This is a genomic window from Streptomyces cavernicola, assembly GCF_029968035.1.
Taxonomy (GTDB): domain Bacteria; phylum Actinomycetota; class Actinomycetes; order Streptomycetales; family Streptomycetaceae; genus Streptomyces; species Streptomyces cavernicola.
Map to the genome: position 1 here is coordinate 100257 of NZ_JASCIQ010000028.1, position 18759 is coordinate 119015.

An 18759-nucleotide genomic window follows, 5' to 3' on the forward strand; every position below is an offset into this window, starting at 1 on the left:
TGCTCCCTGAATCAACTTCCAGAGGCTGTTTCCGGCCCGCGTGTCGAAGGCGGCGGGGGCCTCACACGGCCCCACGCGGCCCCCTCGCGGCCCCACGCGGCCTCACACCCGGCAGAGCACTTCCCCGTGCAGCACCGAGAACCAGCCGTCCTCCCGCGCGCCCCACTCGCGCCACGCCTGCGCGATCGCGGCGAGGGCGGCCTCGTCCGCGTGGCCGCGCTCGGTGGCGCGGCGGGCGTACGCGGAGTCCGTGGTGCGCTCGGCCCACAGGCCGCTCCACCAGGCGCGCTCCTCCTCGGTGCTGAACGTCCACGTCGAGGACGACGCCGTCACGTTCGTCAACCCGGCGGCCAGGGCCCAGGACTTGAGCCTGCGGCCCGCGTCCGGCTCGCCGCCGTTGGCGCGCGCCACCCGCTCGTACAGCTCGCGCCAGTCGTCCAGGCCCGGGGTGGACGGGAACCAGGTCATCGCCGCGTAATCGGAGTCGCGTACGGCGACGATCCCGCCGGGCTTCACCACGCGCCGCAGCTCGCGCAGCGCCTGCACCGGGTCGCCGACGTGCTGCAGCACCTGGTGCGCGTGGGCCACGCAGAACGTGTCGTCGGGGAAGTCCAGGGCGTGCACGTCCGCGACCGCGAACTCCACGTTGTCCAGGCCGCGTTCGGCCGCGGTGGCCCGCGCCCGGTCGAGGATGTCGGGGGCCGCGTCGACCCCGGTGACCCGGCCGTCGGGGACCAGTGCGGCCAGGTCGGCGGTGATGGTGCCGGGCCCGCAGCCGACGTCCAGGATCTTCATGTGCGGCTTGAGTTCGCCGAGCAGATACGCGGCGGAGTTGGCGGCGGTCCGCCAGGTGTGCGAGCGCAGCACGGACGCGTGGTGCCCGTGGGTGTAGACGGCGGTCTCCTTGGGCATGGCGCGGTCTCCTCACTCGACGGTCCGGGCCGCGGTGGCCCGGAGGCGGTGGCAGCACCGTACGCGATCATGTCGAATAATGAGACCCATCGTCTCGCAATGTGGACGTACTGCTCGGGGCGGAAACGGGTTTGCCCTGCTCGCCGCCGCCCGTCGAGAATGCGGAACCATGGGTCATCTGGAAGCCGCACACCTCGAGTACCACCTCCCCGACGGGCGCACGCTGCTCGGCGACGTCTCGTTCCGGGTCGGTGAGGGGGCGGTCGTCGCCCTCGTCGGGCCGAACGGCGCCGGCAAGACGACCCTGCTCAGGCTGCTCTCCGGCGAGCTCAAGCCGCACGGCGGCGCCGTCAACGTCACCGGCGGCCTCGGCGTCATGCCGCAGTTCGTGGGCTCGGTGCGCGACGAGACCACCGTCCGCGACCTGCTCGTCTCCGTCGCCCCGCCGCGCATCCGGGAGGCCGCGAAGGCCGTCGACGCCGCCGAGCACGCCATCATGACCGTCGACGACGAGGCCGCCCAGCTCCAGTACGCACAGGCCCTCTCCGACTGGGCCGAGGTGCAGGGGTACGAGGCCGAGACCGTCTGGGACATGTGCACCACGGCCGCCCTCGGCGTGCCCTACGAGAAGGCCCAGTTCCGCGAGGTGCGCACCCTCAGCGGCGGCGAGCAGAAGCGCCTCGTCCTGGAGTCGCTCCTGCGCGGCACGGACGAGGTCCTCCTCCTCGACGAGCCCGACAACTACCTCGACGTCCCCGGCAAGCGCTGGCTGGAGGAGAAGCTCAACGAGACCCGCAAAACGATCCTCTTCGTCTCCCACGACCGCGAACTCCTCGCCCGCGCCGCGCAGAAGATCGTCAGCGTCGAACCGGGCCCCGCGGGCGCCGACGCCTGGGTGCACGGCGGCGGCTTCGGCACGTACCACGAGGCGCGGCGCGAACGCTTCGCCCGCTTCGAGGAACTGCGCCGCCGCTGGGACGAGAAGCACGCCCAGCTGAAGAAGCTGGTGATCAACCTCCGCCAGGCCGCCGCCGTCAGCCACGAGATGGCGTCCCGGTACGCGGCCGCACAGACCCGCCTCCGTAAGTTCGAGGAAGCCGGGCCGCCGCCCGAGCCGCCCCGCGAGCAGGACATCACGATGCGCCTGCACGGCGGTCGTACGGGGGTGCGCGCGGTCACCTGCGCGGGCCTCGAACTCGCCGGCCTGATGAAGCCGTTCGACCTGGAGGTCTTCTACGGCGAACGCGTCGCCGTCCTCGGCTCCAACGGCTCCGGCAAGTCCCACTTCCTGCGGCTGCTCGCCGGGGAGGGCGTCGCGCACACGGGGGAGTGGAAGCTCGGCGCGCGCGTCGTGCCCGGCCACTTCGCGCAGACCCACGCCCACCCGGAGCTGTTCGGGCGCACCCTCCTCGACATCCTGTGGCGCGAACACGCCCAGGACCGAGGGGCGGCGATGTCCCGACTGCGGCGGTACGAGCTGACCGCCCAGGCCGAGCAGGCCTTCGAGCGGCTCTCCGGCGGCCAGCAGGCCCGCTTCCAGATCCTGCTCCTCGAACTGGCCGGCTGCACGGCGCTGCTCCTCGACGAGCCGACGGACAACCTCGACCTGGAGTCGGCGGAGGCGCTTCAGGAGGGCCTCGAATCCTTCCAGGGCACGGTCCTCGCGGTCACCCACGACCGGTGGTTCGCCCGCGCCTTCGACCGGTACCTGGTGTTCGGCTCGGACGGGCGGGTGCGGGAGGCGCCGGAGCCGGTGTGGGACGAACGCCGCGTCGACCGCCAACGCTGACCTTTCCCCACCCCGCCCCTTCCCGAAAGTCCTCAGCGGACAGCTCCGGGGGCTGCCGCCCCCGGGCCCCCACTTGCGGGGCTCCGCCCCGGATCCCCGGTCGTCGTTCGTCTGCCGCGCCGTTGTGGCTGGTCGCGCAGTTCCCCGCGCCCCCATCGGGCCCCGTCAAGGGCGCGGGGAACTGCGCGAGCAACCACGATGGCGCCGCACCCGAAACGACACCGCCGGAGGCTTTCGGGAAGGGGCGGGGCGGGGAACAAAAGGCGCCGCAGGCGCGGCCTACTCCGGGGGAGGCGGGGGCTTCGGGGCGCCCGTAGGCGGGGCGAGCCTCGCGTACGGGCGGGAGGTTGAAGGGGGCACCCCTTCGTCCGGCGCCGCACGCGGAACGTCGCGCCCCGCCCCCGGCACCCACCCCGCATCCACCACCCGCCGCTGCACCACGACCGCCGCCCCCAGCACCGCGAGCCCGAGCAGCAGCATCAGCACCACCCCACCGACCGATCCCCCCTTCGCCGCATTGCCGACCAGCGACCCGAACCACCCGAAGTCCGCGTCGCCGAACGTCGTGTTCTCCTCCCCGAACGCCCCGAGCACCTTCAGCAGCAGCGCCGGCAGGAACGTGATCAGCACACCGTTCAGGAACGCTCCGACCACCGCCCCGCGCCGCCCGCCCGTCGCGTTGCCGAACACCCCGGCCGCGCCGCCCGTGAAGAAGTGCGGCACGAGCCCCGGCAGTACGAGCGCGAGCCCGAACGCCGGGTGGAACACCGCCGACAGCAGCCCAAGCCCGACCAGCCCGCCGAGGAAGCTGCAGACGAACCCGATGAGCACCGCGTTCTGCGCGTACGGGAAGACGATCGGCGCGTCCAACGACGGCACCGCACCCGGCACGACCCGCTGCGCGATGCCCTGGAACGCGGGGACCAGCTCGCCGAGGATCGTACGGACGCCGAAGAGGATCACGGCGACCGCGATGCCGAACTGCAGGCCCTGCATCACGGACTGCATCAGATAGTTGCCGACGTCCGTGGCCGCGGTGCCGCCGTCGCCCGCGAAGGCCTTGAACGCGGTCTCCCGGCCCGCCTTCAGCAGGAACACGACCGCCATGACGAGATAGATCAGCAGCATCGACAGGGCCGTGGCCACCATCGAGTCGCGCAGGAACCGCAGCCCCTCCGGCAGCTTCATGTCCTCCGTGGACCGGCTCCGCCTGCCCACCAACTGCCCGGCCGCGCCCGCCGCGATGTACCCGGCGGTGCCGAAGTGCCCGATCGCCACGGTGTTGTTGCCGGTCACGCGCTTCGTCCACGGGTGCGCGAACGCCGGCATCGCGACCAGCATGATGCCGAGCAGCACACCGCCGACGACCACCACGACCACCGAGTTGTGCCCGGCGGCGGCCAGGACCATGGTCAACAGGGTTGCCATGAACAGCATGTGATGCCCAGTCAGAAACGCGTACCGCAGCGGCGTGAACCGCGCGAGCAGCAGGCTCACCGCGAAGCCGAGGATCATCAGCCACGCCACCCGCGCGCCGTACTCGGCCTGCGCGATGCCGACGATGGCCTCGTTGGTGGGGATCACGCCGTGTGCGCCCGTAGAGCCCTGGATCATCTCGCCGAGCGGCGCGAGCGAGCTGACGACCAGGCCCGCGCCCGCGCCGATCAGCAGAAAGCCGAGGGTGGCCTTGATGGCGCCGCCGACGACCTGCCCCGCCGACTTCCGCAGGGCGATCAGGCCGGCCGCGGTGATCAGGCCGATCAGATACGCCGGTTCGCTGAGGATCTCGTCGACGAGGAACTTCGCGATCGACACGAGCACGTCCACGCCGTCACTCACTCCCGCCGGAGCCGGTCATACCAGAGCCGGTCATGTCGCGGCCGGTCCCGCCGGAGCCGGTGGCGACCGCGCCGGACCCGTCCGTACCGCTCACGTCGTACGTGTCCCGCAGCACCCCGTCGACCTCGCCCGTGGACGTGAAGTCCGCCACCACCTTCACCGGTACGCCCACGTCCCCGAGGGTGCGGGCGATCTCCCCCGAGGTGAGGATCGCGACCGCCTCGGACGCCTTGCCCTTGGCGGAGATCGTGTCCGTGGCCTCGACGGTCACGTACGGGGTCCAGCCCCAGCGGTCGAGCACCTGCTCCAGGGTGTTCTTCAGGAACAGGCTGGTGCCGAGGCCGTTGCCGCAGACGGTGAGGATCTTGTGCGTCTGCGTCTGCGTGCGCGTCTCGTACTTGGTCCCGCCCCCGCCGACCACCGCGATCAGCTCCTCCGGCGTACGCGCCGCACGCAGCGCGGCCGCCGTCGCCGGGTCGCCGAGCAGCCGCGCGAGCGCCGCCAGCGCCGCCGTGTGCTCGCTCGCGTCCCGCGCGGCGAGCCCCACGACCAGGTCGACCGGGTCGTTCGCCGCGTGCCCGAACTCCACCGGCTCCGCGAGCCGCACCCACGCCATCCCGGTCCGCAGTACCGCGCGCGAGGGCCGCGCGTGCGCGAAGGCGAAGCCGGGGGCGACCACGATGTACGGGCCGTTCGCCACGAGGTTGTCGATCATCTCTGTGGTGTACGCCTCGGTGCCCGCGCCCGTAGCCGCCAACAGGTCGCCCGCGGCACGCACCGCGCCCCGCCAGTCGGCCGCGCGGACGTCGAGCCGTACCGCCTCCACGGGAAGCAGCTCACTCAGCTCAGCCATGCACCGGATCGTCGCACGGGTGAGCGGATCGAGCGCCCCCTCGGACGGGACCCGTGCGGGCAGGGCGCAAGGCGCGCCCCGGCGGTCCCCGCCGTGCGTGATCGCCCCGCCCCGGGTACCCGTGGAAGTAGGCACCACGGGTACCGCGCCCGACGCCCCGAAGGAGACGGCCATGACCCCCGGAGTGGACCCCGCACAGCTCGACGACCGGACGCTGCTGCGGGAACTGCAGACGCTGCACAACACCCGCCACGACACGCTCCTGCACGCCTCCGACGAGGCCCTCACGGCCCACACCCAGCGGCAGACCGCGCTGGAGAACGAGTATCTGCGCCGCCACCCGGACCGACCCATCGCCGCAGCGCGCACGCGCGACGGCGCCCGAGCGAGGGAAGAATGACCGCCATGACGCACAGCACACTGCTCGCCCGGCACGCCGAGGCCCTGGACGCGTTCGGCGACCGAGTCCACCGGATCGCCGCCGACCAGTGGGACGCGGACACCCCCTGCACCGACTGGTCGGTCCGCGACCTCGTCAACCACCTCACCGCCGAGCAGCTCTGGGTGCCGCACCTCGTGCGCGGCGCCACCATCGCCTCCGTCGGCACCGCCTACGACGGCGACGTGCTCGGCTCGGACCCCGTCGCCACCTGGGACAAGGCCGCCGACGCCGCCCGCGCCGCGTTCGCCGAGCCCGGCGCCCTCGACGGCACCGTCCACCTCTCGTACGGCCCGAGCCCCGCCGCCCACTACTGCGGCCAGATGGTCACGGACCTGGTCGTGCACGCCTGGGACCTGGCCCGCGGGATCGGCGCCGACGAACAACTCCCGCGCACCCTGGTCGACTTCGCGGTCCGCGAGGTCTCCCCGTACGCCGCGGAGCTCGCGAAGAGCGGCCTCTTCGCACCCCCGGTGGAACCCCCGCCGGGCGCGGACGTGCAGACGAAACTCCTCTGCCTCCTCGGCCGCCGGCCGTAGCGGACCACCCCTGTTTGTCGGGCGGGGGCTCGGGCATGCGCAGCGTGTGCTTCGGACCGGAGGCATGTCCGTGGGAGCCCCAGGGAGAAGCCCCCCGGCGCCCCGGGTGCAGTGACCCCCGCGCAGGCGCCGGCCGCCCCACGGTGAACGGTCGAACAGCCCGAGAACCCGCACCGACCAGGGAGTTGCAGCACGTATGCGCCCCACCACAGCGGTGAAGCAGCACCCGCACGACGACGCCCCCGACACTTCCGCGGACTTCCGCAGGCTCAGCGAACTCGAAGCGCTCCCCGACCCGTCGCGCACGGACGAGGCCGAGCGGGAGCGGCTGCGCGCGGACCTCGTGAACGCCTGGCTGCCCATGGCCGACCGGCTTGCCGGCCGCTTCCGGGACCGCGGGGAGCCGTACGACGACCTGCGCCAGGTCGCCGCCCTCGGCCTCGTCAAGGCCGTCGACCGGTACGACCCGGCGCACGGCTCCGCCTTCGAGAGCTACGCCGTGCCCACCGTCACCGGCGAGATCAAACGGCACTTCCGCGACCACACCTGGACCCTGCACGTGCCGCGCCGCGTCCAGGACCTGCGCAACCGCGTACGGTCCGCCCGCCAGGAACTCACCCAGACCGTCCCCGGCCGGGCCCCCGCCCTCGCGGAGGTCGCCGAGCGGGCCGGCCTGAGCGAGGACGAGGCCCGCACCGGCCTCGAGGCCCTGGAGAGCCACAGCGCGCTCTCCCTCGACGCGGAGCTGTCCGGCAGCGAGGACGGCCACGTCCTCGGCGACGCGATCGGCTCCGAGGACCCGGCGCTCGACGTCGTCGTGGACCGCGAGGCCGTCAAACCCGAGCTGCGCCGCCTGCCCGAGCGGGAGCGGGACATCCTGTACATGCGGTTCTTCGACGACATGACGCAGAGCCGGATCGCCGAGCAGCTCGGCATCTCCCAGATGCACGTCTCCCGGCTGATCACCCGCTGCTGCACCCGCCTCCGCGACCGGACGGACCGGCAGGCGGCCTGACCCCCTGGGGCCTCTGAAGCGGAACCCGCAGGCAGGACGCGTTCCTCACCCGTGCGGCCGCCCCCTGCGCCCGAATGGTGCTCGCGCACGGGCGGTTGAGGAACGGTCAGGTTTCCATGGCTCCACGGCGCGGGTCCCTGCGCCCCAGGTCTGGCGGCCTGGCACCAGCGGCACCCTGCCCGAAGGAGCCCACCCATGCGTACCGCCCGAGCGTTCGCCGCGACCGCGCTGGCCTGCGCGGCCCTCGCCGGCGCCGCCCCCGCAGCCCCAGGAGGTGGCTGGCAGACCCAGCACAGCACCCACGGCGCCCGGCACGCACTCTCGCCGCACCAGCCAAAGGCCCAAGTAGCTCCGCTACGAGGACCTTCGTCCGGCACGCCGAGAGCACGCACCGAACACCGCGGGCACCGCACTGGAACTGCCAGCCGCCTCCTAGCGGGGGAGACCGCCGCCGAGGTCAGCCCGCGCACCGTCGCGCCCGGCGGCACCCTGACGATCTCCGTCTCCTGCCCGTCGACCGGATCCACCCCCGCGCCCCCCAGCATCGCCGCGAACTCGCAGGCCTTCGCCGACGGCAGCGTGCGCCTGCACAAGGTCGAGAACGCCTCGATGCCCGGCGTCGGCCCCGCCTACCGAGGCACCGCCCGCATCGCCGACACCAGCGGCTTCGGCGGGAACGGCCCCAACGGCGTCGGCTCCATGTCGGAGTGGACCGTCGACGGGGCCTGCCCGCACGACGGCCAGTGGAGCGCGAGCTTCACCGTCTCCCGCACCCACCACAACGGGCCCGTACGCGGCGGCATCGGCGGCAGCTTCACGGAATCCACGACCACCGTGCTGACCGGCGGCGTCCTCATCGCCGGGGCCCTCGGCTACGCGTACTACCGCACCCGCCGCCGGAACGAGCCCGCACAGGACTGACACCCCGCCAGGACCCGCCAGGACCGCGCCCGGAACGGCAGTCCGCACCCCGCCCGTATCACCCGCCCCGTCCCGGGCATGCATACGACGAGCGGCGGCAGGAGCGCGCCACCCCGCGCTGCGGCGAGGCGCGGACGGCGGTACGTATGGACGTACGCACGGAACGCAGGGACCGCCCCGGCGCACGGGGGCCACGACTTCGCGGAGGCCGGCATGCGGCGGACCGACCCTGAGGGCCACGGACCCGTCCGTTACGCGCCGCCCGCCCCCGAGCCTGGCCTGCCCGTGCTGCCCCGCCTCGCGGAGGTCCTGGCCACGGCGGCGGCGCGCGGGCCGGTCGAACTGCCGGGCGGATCAAGTGCGTTGCGGGCGGCGGCGAGCGGCTACTGGGGGCGCCGCGGACTGCCCACCGAACCCGACCGCACCGCGGCGGCCCCCGGCGCGGCCCCGCTGCTGCTCGCCGTGACCGCCGCGCTCGCCGGTGACGTGCTGCTGCCCCGGCCGTGCCCCGCCTGGTGGGCGCCCGCCGCGCGGCTCGTCGGCCGGCGCACCTACTCCGTGGCCACGCCCGCCGAGTCCGGCGGCGTCCCCGACCCGTACGCGCTGCTCGAAACGGTACGGCGGGTGCGCGACGAGGGCGGCGGGCCGCGGCTGCTGCTGCTCAGCGTCGCCGACGACCCGACGGCGACCGTGGCCCCGCCCGAAGTGCTGCACGAGACCGTGGAGGCGGCGCTCGGCGAGGGGCTGCACATCGTCTCCGACGAGACCTGGCGCGACACCCTGCACGACCCGCGCGACACGGTCCTCATCAGCCCCGCCGAGATGGCCCCGGACCACGTCACCGTCGTCTCCGACCTCGCGGGCGGACTGCTGCCGGGCGACTGGCCCGCCGCCGTCGCCCGCTTCCCGCATACCGCCGACGGCGCCGAGCTGCGCGCCCGCGCCCTGGACGCGCTCACCGGACTCGGCGCGGTCGTCGCCGCCCCGGTGTCGGCGGCCGCCGCGTACGCGCTCGCCGAACCAGAGGAGGTCACCGCCCGCCGCGCCGCCGCCGTCGCGCTGCACGCGCGCGTGGCGGCCGCCGCGTACCGACTGGTCCGGGACGCAGGCGTGTTCGCGCGCCCGCCGCAGGCCGGGCGGCACCTGTACGTCGACCTGGAACCGCTGCGGGCCGGGCTCGCGCGGGCCGGGGTCGGCGACGCGATGGAGCTGGAGGACCGCCTCACCCAGGCCCTCGGCGTCCGGGCCCCCGGCGGCCACCGCTTCGGCGACGACCTGGCGGCCCTGCGCGCCCGGCTCTCCCTCGCCCCGCTGCTCGGCCGTACGCCCGCGGAGCGGCTGGAGTCGCTCACCGCACCGGAGCCGCTCGAATTGCCGCACGTACAGGCAGCGTTGAGCATGTTCGGATCGGCCCTGGACGCGGTCCGGGACGCCGCCCCACGAATGGAGCCGCCTCGATGACGCAGCAGCAGTCCGAGTCGACGACCTCTCGCCCCACACACTCCCGACCCGCACCCGCACCCGCACCCGCGCCGACCTCCGAGCCCGACCGCGCCCCGGGGCCGCTGCAGCCCCAGCAGTTGCTGCAGTCCCCGCAGCCCCTGCGGCCGCTCGGTGAGGAGCGCAGCTGGCCGAGGAGCTTCGCGGACCGGCTGACCGCGCCGCTGCCCGGCGTGCAGGCCCTCGCCCGCTTCGCCCGCGAGGGCGCGACCCGGCCGGACGCGGCGGGCCTCGCCGACATCCCCCTGCTGCCCTTCGAACCGGGACCGCTGCCCCGGCCCACCGCGACCGACCTCGCCGTGACCTGGGTCGGGCACGCCAGCTGGGTCGTCGGCATCGGCGGCCTGACCGTGCTCACCGACCCGGTCTGGTCGCGCCGCATCCTCGGCATCCCGCCGCGCATCACCCCGGCGGGCGTGGCCTGGTCGGCGCTGCCCCGCATCGACGCGGTCGTCATCAGCCACAACCACTACGACCACCTGGACGCCCCCACCCTGAAGCGGCTGCCGCGCGAGACGCCGCTGTTCGTCCCGGCAGGTCTCGGCCGCTGGTTCCGGCGCCGCCGCTTCAGCTGCGTGACCGAGCTCGACTGGTGGGAGGCGGCCCAACTCGGCAGCGTCCGCTTCGAGTTCGTGCCAGCCCACCACTGGTCCAAGCGCACCCTCACCGACACCTGCCGCTCCCTGTGGGGCGGTTGGGTCCTCACCGACCGGGCCGACCGCAAGCTGTACTTCGCCGGCGACACGGGCTACGGCCACTGGTTCGCCGAGATCGGCCGCCGCCACCCCGGCATCGACCTGGCGCTCCTGCCGATCGGCGCGTACGACCCGCGCTGGTGGCTCAGCGACGTCCACTGCGACCCGGAGGAGGCGGTGCGCGCGGTCACCGACCTCGGCGCGACCCGCCTGGCCCCGATGCACTGGGCCACGTTCCTGCTCTCCGCCGAGCCGGTGCTCGAACCGCTGAAGCGGGTCCGTCGGGCCTGGGCGAAGGCGGGGCACAGGAGGGAGTACCTGTGGGACCTGCCGGTGGGCGCCTCGCGGGTGCTGAGCGGCGTGCCCAGCCGGTCCGGGGACAGCACCGGCCCGGCAGCGGCGTCTACCTGAAGACCCGCCGCCACACCGCAGGCGCGACACCGACCAGGAGGGTCAACCCGACCGCGGCCACCACGCCCTGCCACGGCTCGGGAAACAGGGACCCGCCGAGCACCCCGATCACCTGGTACGTCGCCGCCCAGGCGAGGCACGCCGGCGCGTTCCCCCGTACGAACCGCCGCAGCGGCAGCTTCGCGAGAAGGCAGGCCAGCATCACCGGGATCCGCCCGGCCGGCACGAGCCGGGACAGGACCAGAACGGTCACCCCGTGCGCGTCCAGCTTCTCCTGGGCCTGCGCGAGCCGCTCCTCCGGCGCCCGGTCGCGCAGCGCGCGCAGCCAGCGCGAGCCGTTCTTCGAGCGCAGGCCGCGCTGCCCGAGGCAGTACAGGCCGACGTCCCCGAGGAACGCCGCGCTCGACGCCACCAGGAACACGAACAGCAGCGACAGCGGCGCCGAGTGATGGAACGCCACCACGGCCGCCGAACTCACCAGGGCCCCCGTCGGCACCACCGGCACCAGCGCGCCGATCACCACGAGCAGGAACAGCGACGGATAGCCCACCGCCTGCTGCGTCGACTCCGGCGGCACCTGCGCCGCGAGCTCCAACGCCCGTAGGCCTGCGCTCACTTGGCGACCTCCGGGCGTACGCTCTCGCCGTGCCCGAGCCGGTGCACCGCGACCTCCGGGGCCAGCAGGGCCGCCTGCCGGGCGAACTCGTCGCCGGGCGCGTGGAATTCGTGCGGCCGGACCGCGTCCATGCCGATCGGCCAGTACGTGCCGTAGTGAACCGGCACCGCCGAGCGCGGCGCGATCCGGGCCAGGGCGACCGCCGCGCGCCCCGCGTCCAGATGGCCGTGCCCGAGGTACGGGCCCCAGCCGCCGACCGGGAGCAGCGCCACGTCGACCTCGCCCACCTCCTCGGCGAGCGAGTCGAACAGGCCGGTGTCCCCGGCGAAGTACGTGCGCGCCTCGCCGGTCACCACGAAGCCGAGCGCCGGACAGCGGTGCGGGCCGATCGGCAGCCGCCGCCCGTCGTGCAGCGCGGGCACCGCACGTACCGTCAGACCTTTTTCGACCGACACCTCGTCGCCCGGTGCGACCTCCGTGATGTCGAGGCCGGTCAGGCGGCGCAGGCCCGGCACCGCGTCCCGGGCGCCGCGCGGCACCAACAGGCGGGTGCCGGAGGCGAGTTGGGCCAGCGACGGCAGGTGCAGGTGGTCGGCGTGCAGATGCGAGACGAGCGCGAGGTCGGCGCTCCGCGCGCGCGGTCCCGGCAGCTCCCCGCGGCGGCGGCGCAGATGCGCGAGGCGCCGCGCGAACAGCGGATCGGTCAGGACCCGCACGCCCGAGTCCTCGACCGTGCACGTGGCATGGCCCCACCAGGTGATCTCCACCGGCACGAACGGCCTCCTCTGCGCCCTCTTGCGCCCTCGCACGGAACTCCTACGAGCCTACGGCGAGTAGTAGGGTCGGCGACGGAGCGCAGCCTTGAGCGGAGGAGCGCGGGAGGGGACGGGCATGGGTGAGCTGAGGGTGGCGTCCATCGCCAGCCTGACCCCGCTGGAGGAGCTGGACCAGGACCCGTTCCTCGTGGACTCCCGCAGCCAGTACGCGATGTGCGCGCGCTGGGCCGCGGAGCGGGGGTACGTGGTGACACGTGAACTGCTCGTGCACCGGCTGCGCACGGATCATCAGAGCCTGTGGGCGGACGTCGAGGCGGGCCTCGTGGACCTGTTCGTCGCGCCGAGCCGCAGGGTCCTCGAGCGGGCGCTGGCCTCGGTGGACGAGTTCGTGCGGGAGTGCGCGCGGCGGGGGGTGCGGCTTGAGACGGCGGGGCTTGACGAGCCGTTGTACGACGCGGGGATGAAGGCGCAGGTGCATCGGCGGTTGTCGATGCCGACGGCCGGCTACGACGGCTGCTGACCCCTCCGGGACCTCCGCCCCCGAACCCCGTCCGGGTCTGCCGCCCCCGGACCCCGTCCGGGTCTGCCGCCCCCGGACCCCGCTTCGGGGCTTCGCCCCGGCCCCGGCCGTCGTTTGTCTGCTGCGCCGTCGTGGCTGGTCGCGCAGTTCCCCGCGCCCCTATCCGGGGCTTTGCCCCGCGCCCGCGGGGGTTGTTTGTCTGCCCCGCCGTCGTGGTTGGTCGCGCAGTTCCTCGCGCCCCTATCCGGGGCTTTGCCCCGCGCCCCGGGGGTTGTTTGTCTGCTGCGCCGTCGTGGTTGGTCGCGCAGTTCCCCGCGCCCCTGAAGGGGGCTGGAAATCGCGTAGTTCCCCGTTCCCTTGTAGGGGCTGGGAAATCAGCCCCTCCGGCGTTTGAGGAGCGGGGGGCCGGGGGCGGAGCCCCCGTAGCCGACGGCAGTCTTTCGGGAAGGGGCGGGGTGGGGAGCAAAGACAGCCCGTCCGGCGCTTGAGGACGAGCGCGTCAGCGCGATGCGGGGTCTGGGGCGGAGCCCCAGGGTGGGGCGGCCGTGGCAGGCTGGGACCGGGCCCGGCGCAAGGGGCCCGGGACGTGAGGTGGACGTGGCCGAGAGCAAGTGGCGCCAGACCGGGCGGGCCGCATGGCGCATCGGCGCCGTCTGGGCCATCAGCACCGTCACGATGCTGATCCTCGCCGGCCTCCTCCCGGACTTCCGGCTGCAGTCGGAGAGCGGCGACAGCGCCACCCGCATCGGCATCACCGCGGCCATCGGCGCGGGCGTCTTCGGCCTGCTCACCGCACTCGTCTGGCCGCTGATCGTCCGCGCGCTGCTCCTCGTGCCCGCCCTGGTCCTCGGGCTCCTCGTGTTCTTCCTCAACGGCTCCCTGCTGCTTGTCGCGCTCAGCCTGATCCCGGACGGGCGCGGCGAGTCCGACCCGCAGACCGCCGTGGTCGTCGCCGCCGTGATGTCCGCCGTCGCCTCGGCCGCGTCCACCGCGCTCGCCGTCCGCGACGACACCGCGTACCGCCGCAGGCTCTACCGCCTCGCCGACCGGCGCCGCCGCAGGGACGTGGCGGTCGCCGGGCCACGCACCCCCGGCACCCTCTTCCTGCAGTTCGACGGCGTCGGCCACGACGTGCTGCGGGACGCCGTCGCCAAGGGCCTGATGCCGACCGTCGCGAGCTGGCTCGGCGAGGGCGAACACCCCGGCACCGGCCCCACCCACCGCCTCACCCCCTGGCGCACCGACTGGTCCAGCCAGACCGGCGCCAGCCAGCTCGGCATCCTGCACGGCAGCAACCACGACATCCCCGCCTTCCGCTGGTACGAGAAGGACACCGGCGAGGTCATGGTCTGCAACCGGCCCGCGAGCGCCGCCGAGCTGCAGCGCCGCGCCGTCGCCCGCACCGGGGACGCGGGCCTGCTCACCGTCGACGGCGCGAGCCGCGGCAACCTCTTCAGCGGCGGCGCCGACCAGCTCGCCCTGGTCCTGTCCGTCTCGGCCCGCCGCGGCCGCGCCAACCGCTCCCGCGCCGGGTACTTCGCGTACTTCTCCGACCCGGCGAACGCCGTCCGCACCGCGATGTCCTTCGTCGCCGAAGTGCTCCGCGAGCTCGCCCAGTCCACCCGCGCCCGGCTGGCCCGCGCCCGGCCGCGGGTGAGCCGCGGCGGCCTCTACCCGTTCGTCCGGGCCTTCGCGACCGTCGTCGAGCGGGACGTCGTCGTCGCCGCGGTGATCGGCGACATGCTCGCCGGGCGCAGCGCCGTCTACGCCGACCTGGTCGCGTACGACGAGGTGGCGCACCACTCCGGGCCGCGCGGCCGGGACGTCGAGCAGGTCCTCGTCCGCCTCGACCGGGCGCTCGCGCTGCTCGCCAAGGTCGCCGAGCACGCGCCGCGCCCGTACCGCATCGTGGTCCTGTCCGACCACGGCCAGAGCCCCGGCGAGACGTTCCGCGCCCGGTACGGGCTGACCCTCGGCGACCTGGTGCGGGCCGGCTGCGGGCTGCCCGTGCCGCGCCGCGCCCGGCGCACCCACAGCGGCGCGGAGGCGCGCGCCGCCGTGCGGGCCGCGCTGCACCGGCCGGTCGAGGAGGGCGGCGAGCAGCGCAGGCCCGCGAAGAGCGCCGAGCCCGTCGTCCTGGCCTCCGGCAACCTCGGCCTGGTCTCGTTCCCCGACGTGCGCACCCGGCTGACGCGCGAGCAGATCGACCGCCGCTGCCCCGGGCTCCTGCCCACCCTCGCCAACCACCCGGGCATCGGCTTCCTGCTCGTGCGCAGCGAGGAGCACGGCCCGCTGGTGCTCGGCGCGCGCGGGGCCGAACTGCGCCTCGACGAGCTGCCCGACGACCCTGATCCGGCGGAACTCCCGGACCCGCTGCGGGAGTTCGGCCCGGCCGCGGTCGCCGCGGTGCGCCGCACGGACGGCTTCCCGCACGTCGCGGACATCATGGTCAACTCCTCGTACGAGCCGTCCGGCGACGGTGAGGTGCTGGCCTTCGAGGAGCAGATCGGTTCGCACGGAGGCCTCGGCGGCGCTCAGGGCCGGCCCTTCCTGCTCTCCCCGTACACCCTGTCGCCGCCCGTCCAGGAAAAGCAGGAAGAGGGCGGCGAGGGAGCGGCGGAGCTGATCGGCGCCGAGCAGGTGCACCGGGTGCTGCGCCGCTGGCTGCGGGAGGCGGCGGACGGGCCGCAGGTGCCGCTGGCGGCGGAACCGCACGCGGGAGGCGGCCCGGAGAATCCGCGCCGGGCTGAACCCGTGGAAGAACAATTTGCGGCCGACGACCGCGCCGTGGAGGACAAAACCCACTGTACTGATTGACTTGTCATCAGTAAGAGGCCCCTGACCAGGAAACATGCTGGTCAGGGGCCTCTTTTGCCGAATCGGGGGCGTCAATGGACCCCGTTCCGCACCGGGTCAAACCGGGTCGTGCGGCTACGTACGTAGCCACGAAAGTAGCCCTGGATGTAGGGCCGGAGATCAGTGGCAGCGAGGCCTGCCCTGCGACGAGTGGCCTCTGCCTGGGCCTTCTGTCGGTTCCACCGTGACGCCAGAGCAGGTTACGGAGCCTCGTCAGGCTTGTACCTCTTCGATAAGCCAGATGGGATGCGGGCGTTCAGCCACCGTCCCGAGCGGCGCCGCCGCTCGGGAGCGGGTGGCAGCAGCGGAGCCACCCGCTCCCACAGGTCATCAGGAACAAGATCAGCACGCACCCCGGACAGCCTGTCGACCAAGATCACCAAGCGCAAGCCTGCGACTGAGCACTTCAGTGGGCCGCTCTGAGCATCGCAGGGGCTGGAGATCGCTACGTGGTGGTGTGGCGCTTGGCCTCGGCAGTGATGATGTCGAGTGCCTCGGTGATGCGGTCGTGGTGGGTGCGGTGGGAGACCACGCAGACGCGCAGGGTGTAGCGGTTGTCGACGACCGTGCTGGAGAGCACGATGCGCCGGTGGCCGTTGATCCGCTCCAGGAGTCGGCGGCTCGCCTCGTCGGCCCGCTCGGCGGCGGCCCGGCTGTCGTCGGCGGGGCGGATGCGGAAGATCACGGTGGACAGGTCAGGGCACTGCGGGACCTCCAGTCCGGCGACGCGGGACAGAGTGTCATGGACGTGTGCGGCCAGGTCGAGCTTCTCGTCCAGAGCCTCGCGGAAGGCGGCCACTCCGTGCAGGTGCAGGGGGAGCCAGGCCCGCAGGCCGCGGATCTCGTGGGTCAGCTCGGGCCCGAGCTGACCGGAGTCCGGGACGCTCCCCGCCGCCCCCATGTCCTGGAGGTAGCTGCCGGTGCCGTCGTGCGCGGCGTGCAGGGCGGCGAGGTCGCGGACGACCAGGGCGCCGGTGCCGAACGGCATGAACAGGGTCTTGTGCGGGTCCAGGGTGATCGAGTCGGCCTGCTCGATTCCGGCGAGGCGCTGTGCGCCGCGTGCGGTGAGCCGGAAGAAGCCTCCGTAGGCCGCGTCGATGTGGAACCACACGTCCTCGCGGCGGGCCAGGTCGGCCAGCTGGGGCAGCGGGTCGACGGTGCCGGTGTCGGTGGTGCCGGCGGTGGCCACCAGCAGGAAGGGCCGCAGCCCGGCGTCCCGGTCGGCGCGGATCATCGCGGCGGCGGCTTCGGGGTCCATCCGCAGGTCCGGGGTGTGCGGCACGGTACGTATGTGGGCGGCGCGGATGCCGGCGAGGCGGGCGGCCTTGGCGACGGAGTGGTGTGCGAAGGCGGTGGTGTACACGGTGCCGCCGGCGAGATTTTCGCCGAGCCGGTGGTGGCGGGCGGCGACCGTCGCGGAGAAGGTGGCTATCGAGCCGCCGCTGGCCAGCAGGCCGCCGCTGCTCTCCGGGAGGCCGCACACCTCGCGGGCCATCCAGCGGATCACCCTCTCCTCCAGCGCGGCGAGGGCAGGGGCGACCGAGGCCAGGCCGCCGTAGCGGTTGACGGCACGGTTGTAGAACTCGGCGAGCGCGGCCGAGTACAGACCGCTGCCCGGGATGTACGCCAGGTGGCCGGGCCCGGCGGTCTCCAGGGCGCAGTTGGCGGCCTCGTCCAGACGTGCGAGCAGGGCCTTCAGGTCGCCGCCCCGGTCGGGTGGCGGTGCCAGGAAGGACTCCACGAGCTCGGCCTCGGCCTGCGGGGGCAGGGGGCTGGTCGCGGGGCGGGCCGGGAGGTTGTCGGTGCGGTCGACGACGCGGTCCAGGACGAGACGGCCCATTTCGGTCATCGTGGCGCGGTCGGGTTCCAGGGGGAAGGGGTGCATGAGGCAGTCCAAGGGCGGTGACAGGGGTACGGAGGCGGCAGCGGGGCAGGCTTCGCGGCCGCCGTGCTTGACCAGAATGTGCCGCCGAGCCCAGCATGCGATGGTGTAGTGAGTGCCTGTAGAGCGTCGTGGCACAAGATTGTTCGCCGAGGTGGCGGATATGCTGCATTTCATGCCACGCCCCCTGTACGACCGCATCGACCGGGCGATCCTGGACCACCTCCAGCGCCACGGACGCACCCCCAACGTTGACCTCGCCGACGCCGTACGCCTCTCCCCCTCGTCCTGCCTGCGCCGCACCAAGGCACTGGAGGAGGACGGGGTCCTGGCCGGCTACCGGGCCGACCTGGACCGCGAGCGCCTCGGCCTCGGGCTGACCGTGTTCCTCTCCCTCAAGGTCGAGCACTCCCGCACCACCGCCCAGGTGGTCGAAGAAGCACTGAAGGCGATCGACCACGTGGTCGCCTGCCACGTGGTCTCCGGCGACGCCGACTTCTTCGTCGAACTCGCCGTGCCGGACCTGCGCACCTTCGAAAAGGTGCTCACGGACCAGATCCTGGCCATCGGGCCCGTTCGCGACGCCCGCAGCACCTTCTGCATCCGCACCGTCATCGACCGCGGCCCGCTCCCCCTCAACTCCTGGCCCGCCCCGCGTGCATGACCAGACGACACGGCTTCATCGCTTGAGGAACACCGCGATTCCCCGGCCCGAAGATGAAGCAGCAAGCTGAGCGCCACAGTGGCCAACTGAAGTACTCAATGGTCGGCTGAAGCCCTCAGTCACAGACCCGCAGCTCAACTCATTCTGAAACGACCAGTTATGCGGCGCCGTGCTCATTTGGGGCGAGCGCAGTTCAAGCGGCGTCGCGCACAGGCGGCGTCGGCCGCGCAGTCAAGCGAGCAGCTGTTGCTCCGTGGGTGTCGGCATGGTCTCGCAGGAGGTGGCTGTACGTGCGACGCAGCTGCTCGACGGAGTCGCCCACCCAGGCGGCGACGGTGTGCTCGGGGATACCGTTTTGGAGGCAGGTGGAGATGAACGTGTGCCGGAGGTCGTGGAACGTTGGGAGGTTCCCTTCCTCGTCCTTGATGTCTAGGTTCCGCAACGTGGGCTTCCATACGGAGCGGTTGAAGCTGTTTCGACTCAGGAGGCCCTGGCCTGGCGTCCAGAAGAGTGCCTGTGCCGTGCCGCGCTT

General features: G+C 73.4%; 16 protein-coding genes and 1 pseudogene. 10 read left to right on the forward strand and 7 right to left on the reverse strand.

The genetic code is table 11. The features are described 5' to 3' along the window. Positions 1–102: 102 nt before the first annotated feature. A complete protein-coding gene (locus QIS96_RS24910) occupies positions 103–912 on the reverse strand; it encodes a class I SAM-dependent methyltransferase (RefSeq protein ID WP_282544964.1) in 810 nt (269 codons plus the stop codon). 169 nt (positions 913–1081) lie between these two features. On the opposite strand from QIS96_RS24910, the gene QIS96_RS24915 reads away from it, so the two are divergent. Further along, entirely contained in the window at positions 1082–2701 is a 1620-nt protein-coding gene (locus QIS96_RS24915; protein WP_282544965.1) for an ABC-F family ATP-binding cassette domain-containing protein, read from the forward strand. A 279-nt stretch (positions 2702–2980) separates the two neighbouring features. On the opposite strand, the gene QIS96_RS24920 is transcribed toward QIS96_RS24915, so the two are convergent. Together QIS96_RS24920 and QIS96_RS24925 are read right to left on the reverse strand one after the other, a co-directional pair. After that, a complete protein-coding gene (locus QIS96_RS24920) occupies positions 2981–4528 on the reverse strand; it encodes a PTS ascorbate transporter subunit IIC (RefSeq protein ID WP_282544966.1) in 1548 nt (515 codons plus the stop codon). Between the two features lie 4 nt (positions 4529–4532). Further along, positions 4533–5393: a PTS sugar transporter subunit IIA gene (locus QIS96_RS24925; RefSeq protein ID WP_282544967.1), complete on the reverse strand. Its 861-nt coding sequence runs from the start codon at positions 5391–5393 to the stop codon at positions 4533–4535. A gap of 172 nt (positions 5394–5565) precedes the next feature. Between QIS96_RS24925 and QIS96_RS24930 the strand changes: the two genes are divergently transcribed. The 6 genes from QIS96_RS24930 to QIS96_RS24955 all read left to right on the forward strand — a co-directional run bounded on the left by QIS96_RS24930 (position 5566) and on the right by QIS96_RS24955 (position 10913). After that, positions 5566–5793: a DUF6158 family protein gene (locus QIS96_RS24930; protein WP_282544968.1), complete on the forward strand. Its 228-nt coding sequence runs from the start codon at positions 5566–5568 to the stop codon at positions 5791–5793. A gap of 5 nt (positions 5794–5798) precedes the next feature. After that, a complete protein-coding gene (locus QIS96_RS24935) occupies positions 5799–6371 on the forward strand; it encodes a TIGR03086 family metal-binding protein (protein WP_282544969.1) in 573 nt (190 codons plus the stop codon). Between the two features lie 196 nt (positions 6372–6567). Then, a complete protein-coding gene (locus QIS96_RS24940) occupies positions 6568–7386 on the forward strand; it encodes a SigB/SigF/SigG family RNA polymerase sigma factor (RefSeq protein ID WP_282544970.1) in 819 nt (272 codons plus the stop codon). A 195-nt stretch (positions 7387–7581) separates the two neighbouring features. Then, on the forward strand, positions 7582–8307 hold the full coding sequence (locus tag QIS96_RS24945) for a hypothetical protein (RefSeq protein WP_282544971.1): 726 nt from the start codon (positions 7582–7584) through the stop codon (positions 8305–8307). A gap of 213 nt (positions 8308–8520) precedes the next feature. Next, a complete protein-coding gene (locus QIS96_RS24950; protein WP_282544972.1) occupies positions 8521–9768 on the forward strand; it encodes an aminotransferase class I/II-fold pyridoxal phosphate-dependent enzyme in 1248 nt (415 codons plus the stop codon). Next, positions 9765–10913, forward strand: a complete 1149-nt coding sequence (locus QIS96_RS24955; RefSeq protein WP_282544973.1) for an MBL fold metallo-hydrolase — start codon at positions 9765–9767, stop codon at positions 10911–10913. Before QIS96_RS24950 ends, QIS96_RS24955 begins: the two co-directional genes overlap by 4 nt. On the opposite strand, the gene QIS96_RS24960 is transcribed toward QIS96_RS24955, so the two are convergent. Both QIS96_RS24960 and QIS96_RS24965 read right to left on the reverse strand, forming a co-directional pair. Continuing rightward, positions 10906–11529: a DedA family protein gene (locus QIS96_RS24960; RefSeq protein ID WP_282544974.1), complete on the reverse strand. Its 624-nt coding sequence runs from the start codon at positions 11527–11529 to the stop codon at positions 10906–10908. The genes QIS96_RS24955 and QIS96_RS24960 overlap by 8 nt on opposite strands. Then, positions 11526–12302: an MBL fold metallo-hydrolase gene (locus QIS96_RS24965; RefSeq protein ID WP_282544975.1), complete on the reverse strand. Its 777-nt coding sequence runs from the start codon at positions 12300–12302 to the stop codon at positions 11526–11528. The genes QIS96_RS24960 and QIS96_RS24965 overlap by 4 nt, the downstream gene beginning before the upstream one ends. A 118-nt stretch (positions 12303–12420) precedes the next feature. On the opposite strand from QIS96_RS24965, the gene QIS96_RS24970 reads away from it, so the two are divergent. Continuing rightward, positions 12421–12825 (forward strand): hypothetical protein, encoded by a 405-nt coding sequence (locus QIS96_RS24970; protein WP_282544976.1) that lies wholly within the window; start codon positions 12421–12423, stop codon positions 12823–12825. Between the two features lie 675 nt (positions 12826–13500). After that, positions 13501–15642 (forward strand): phage holin family protein, encoded by a 2142-nt coding sequence (locus tag QIS96_RS24975; RefSeq protein ID WP_282544984.1) that lies wholly within the window; start codon positions 13501–13503, stop codon positions 15640–15642. A 484-nt stretch (positions 15643–16126) separates the two neighbouring features. Here QIS96_RS24975 and QIS96_RS24980 read toward each other — a convergent pair whose 3' ends face one another. Then, entirely contained in the window at positions 16127–17566 is a 1440-nt protein-coding gene (locus QIS96_RS24980; protein WP_282544977.1) for a pyridoxal phosphate-dependent decarboxylase family protein, read from the reverse strand. A 172-nt stretch (positions 17567–17738) separates the two neighbouring features. Here QIS96_RS24980 and QIS96_RS24985 point away from each other — a divergent pair, with 172 nt between their 5' ends. Then, on the forward strand, positions 17739–18227 hold the full coding sequence (locus tag QIS96_RS24985) for an Lrp/AsnC family transcriptional regulator (protein WP_282544978.1): 489 nt from the start codon (positions 17739–17741) through the stop codon (positions 18225–18227). 193 nt (positions 18228–18420) lie between these two features. Here the strand turns inward: QIS96_RS24985 and QIS96_RS24990 are convergent. Continuing rightward, positions 18421–18759: pseudogene (locus QIS96_RS24990) on the reverse strand (hypothetical protein); the annotation flags it as partial.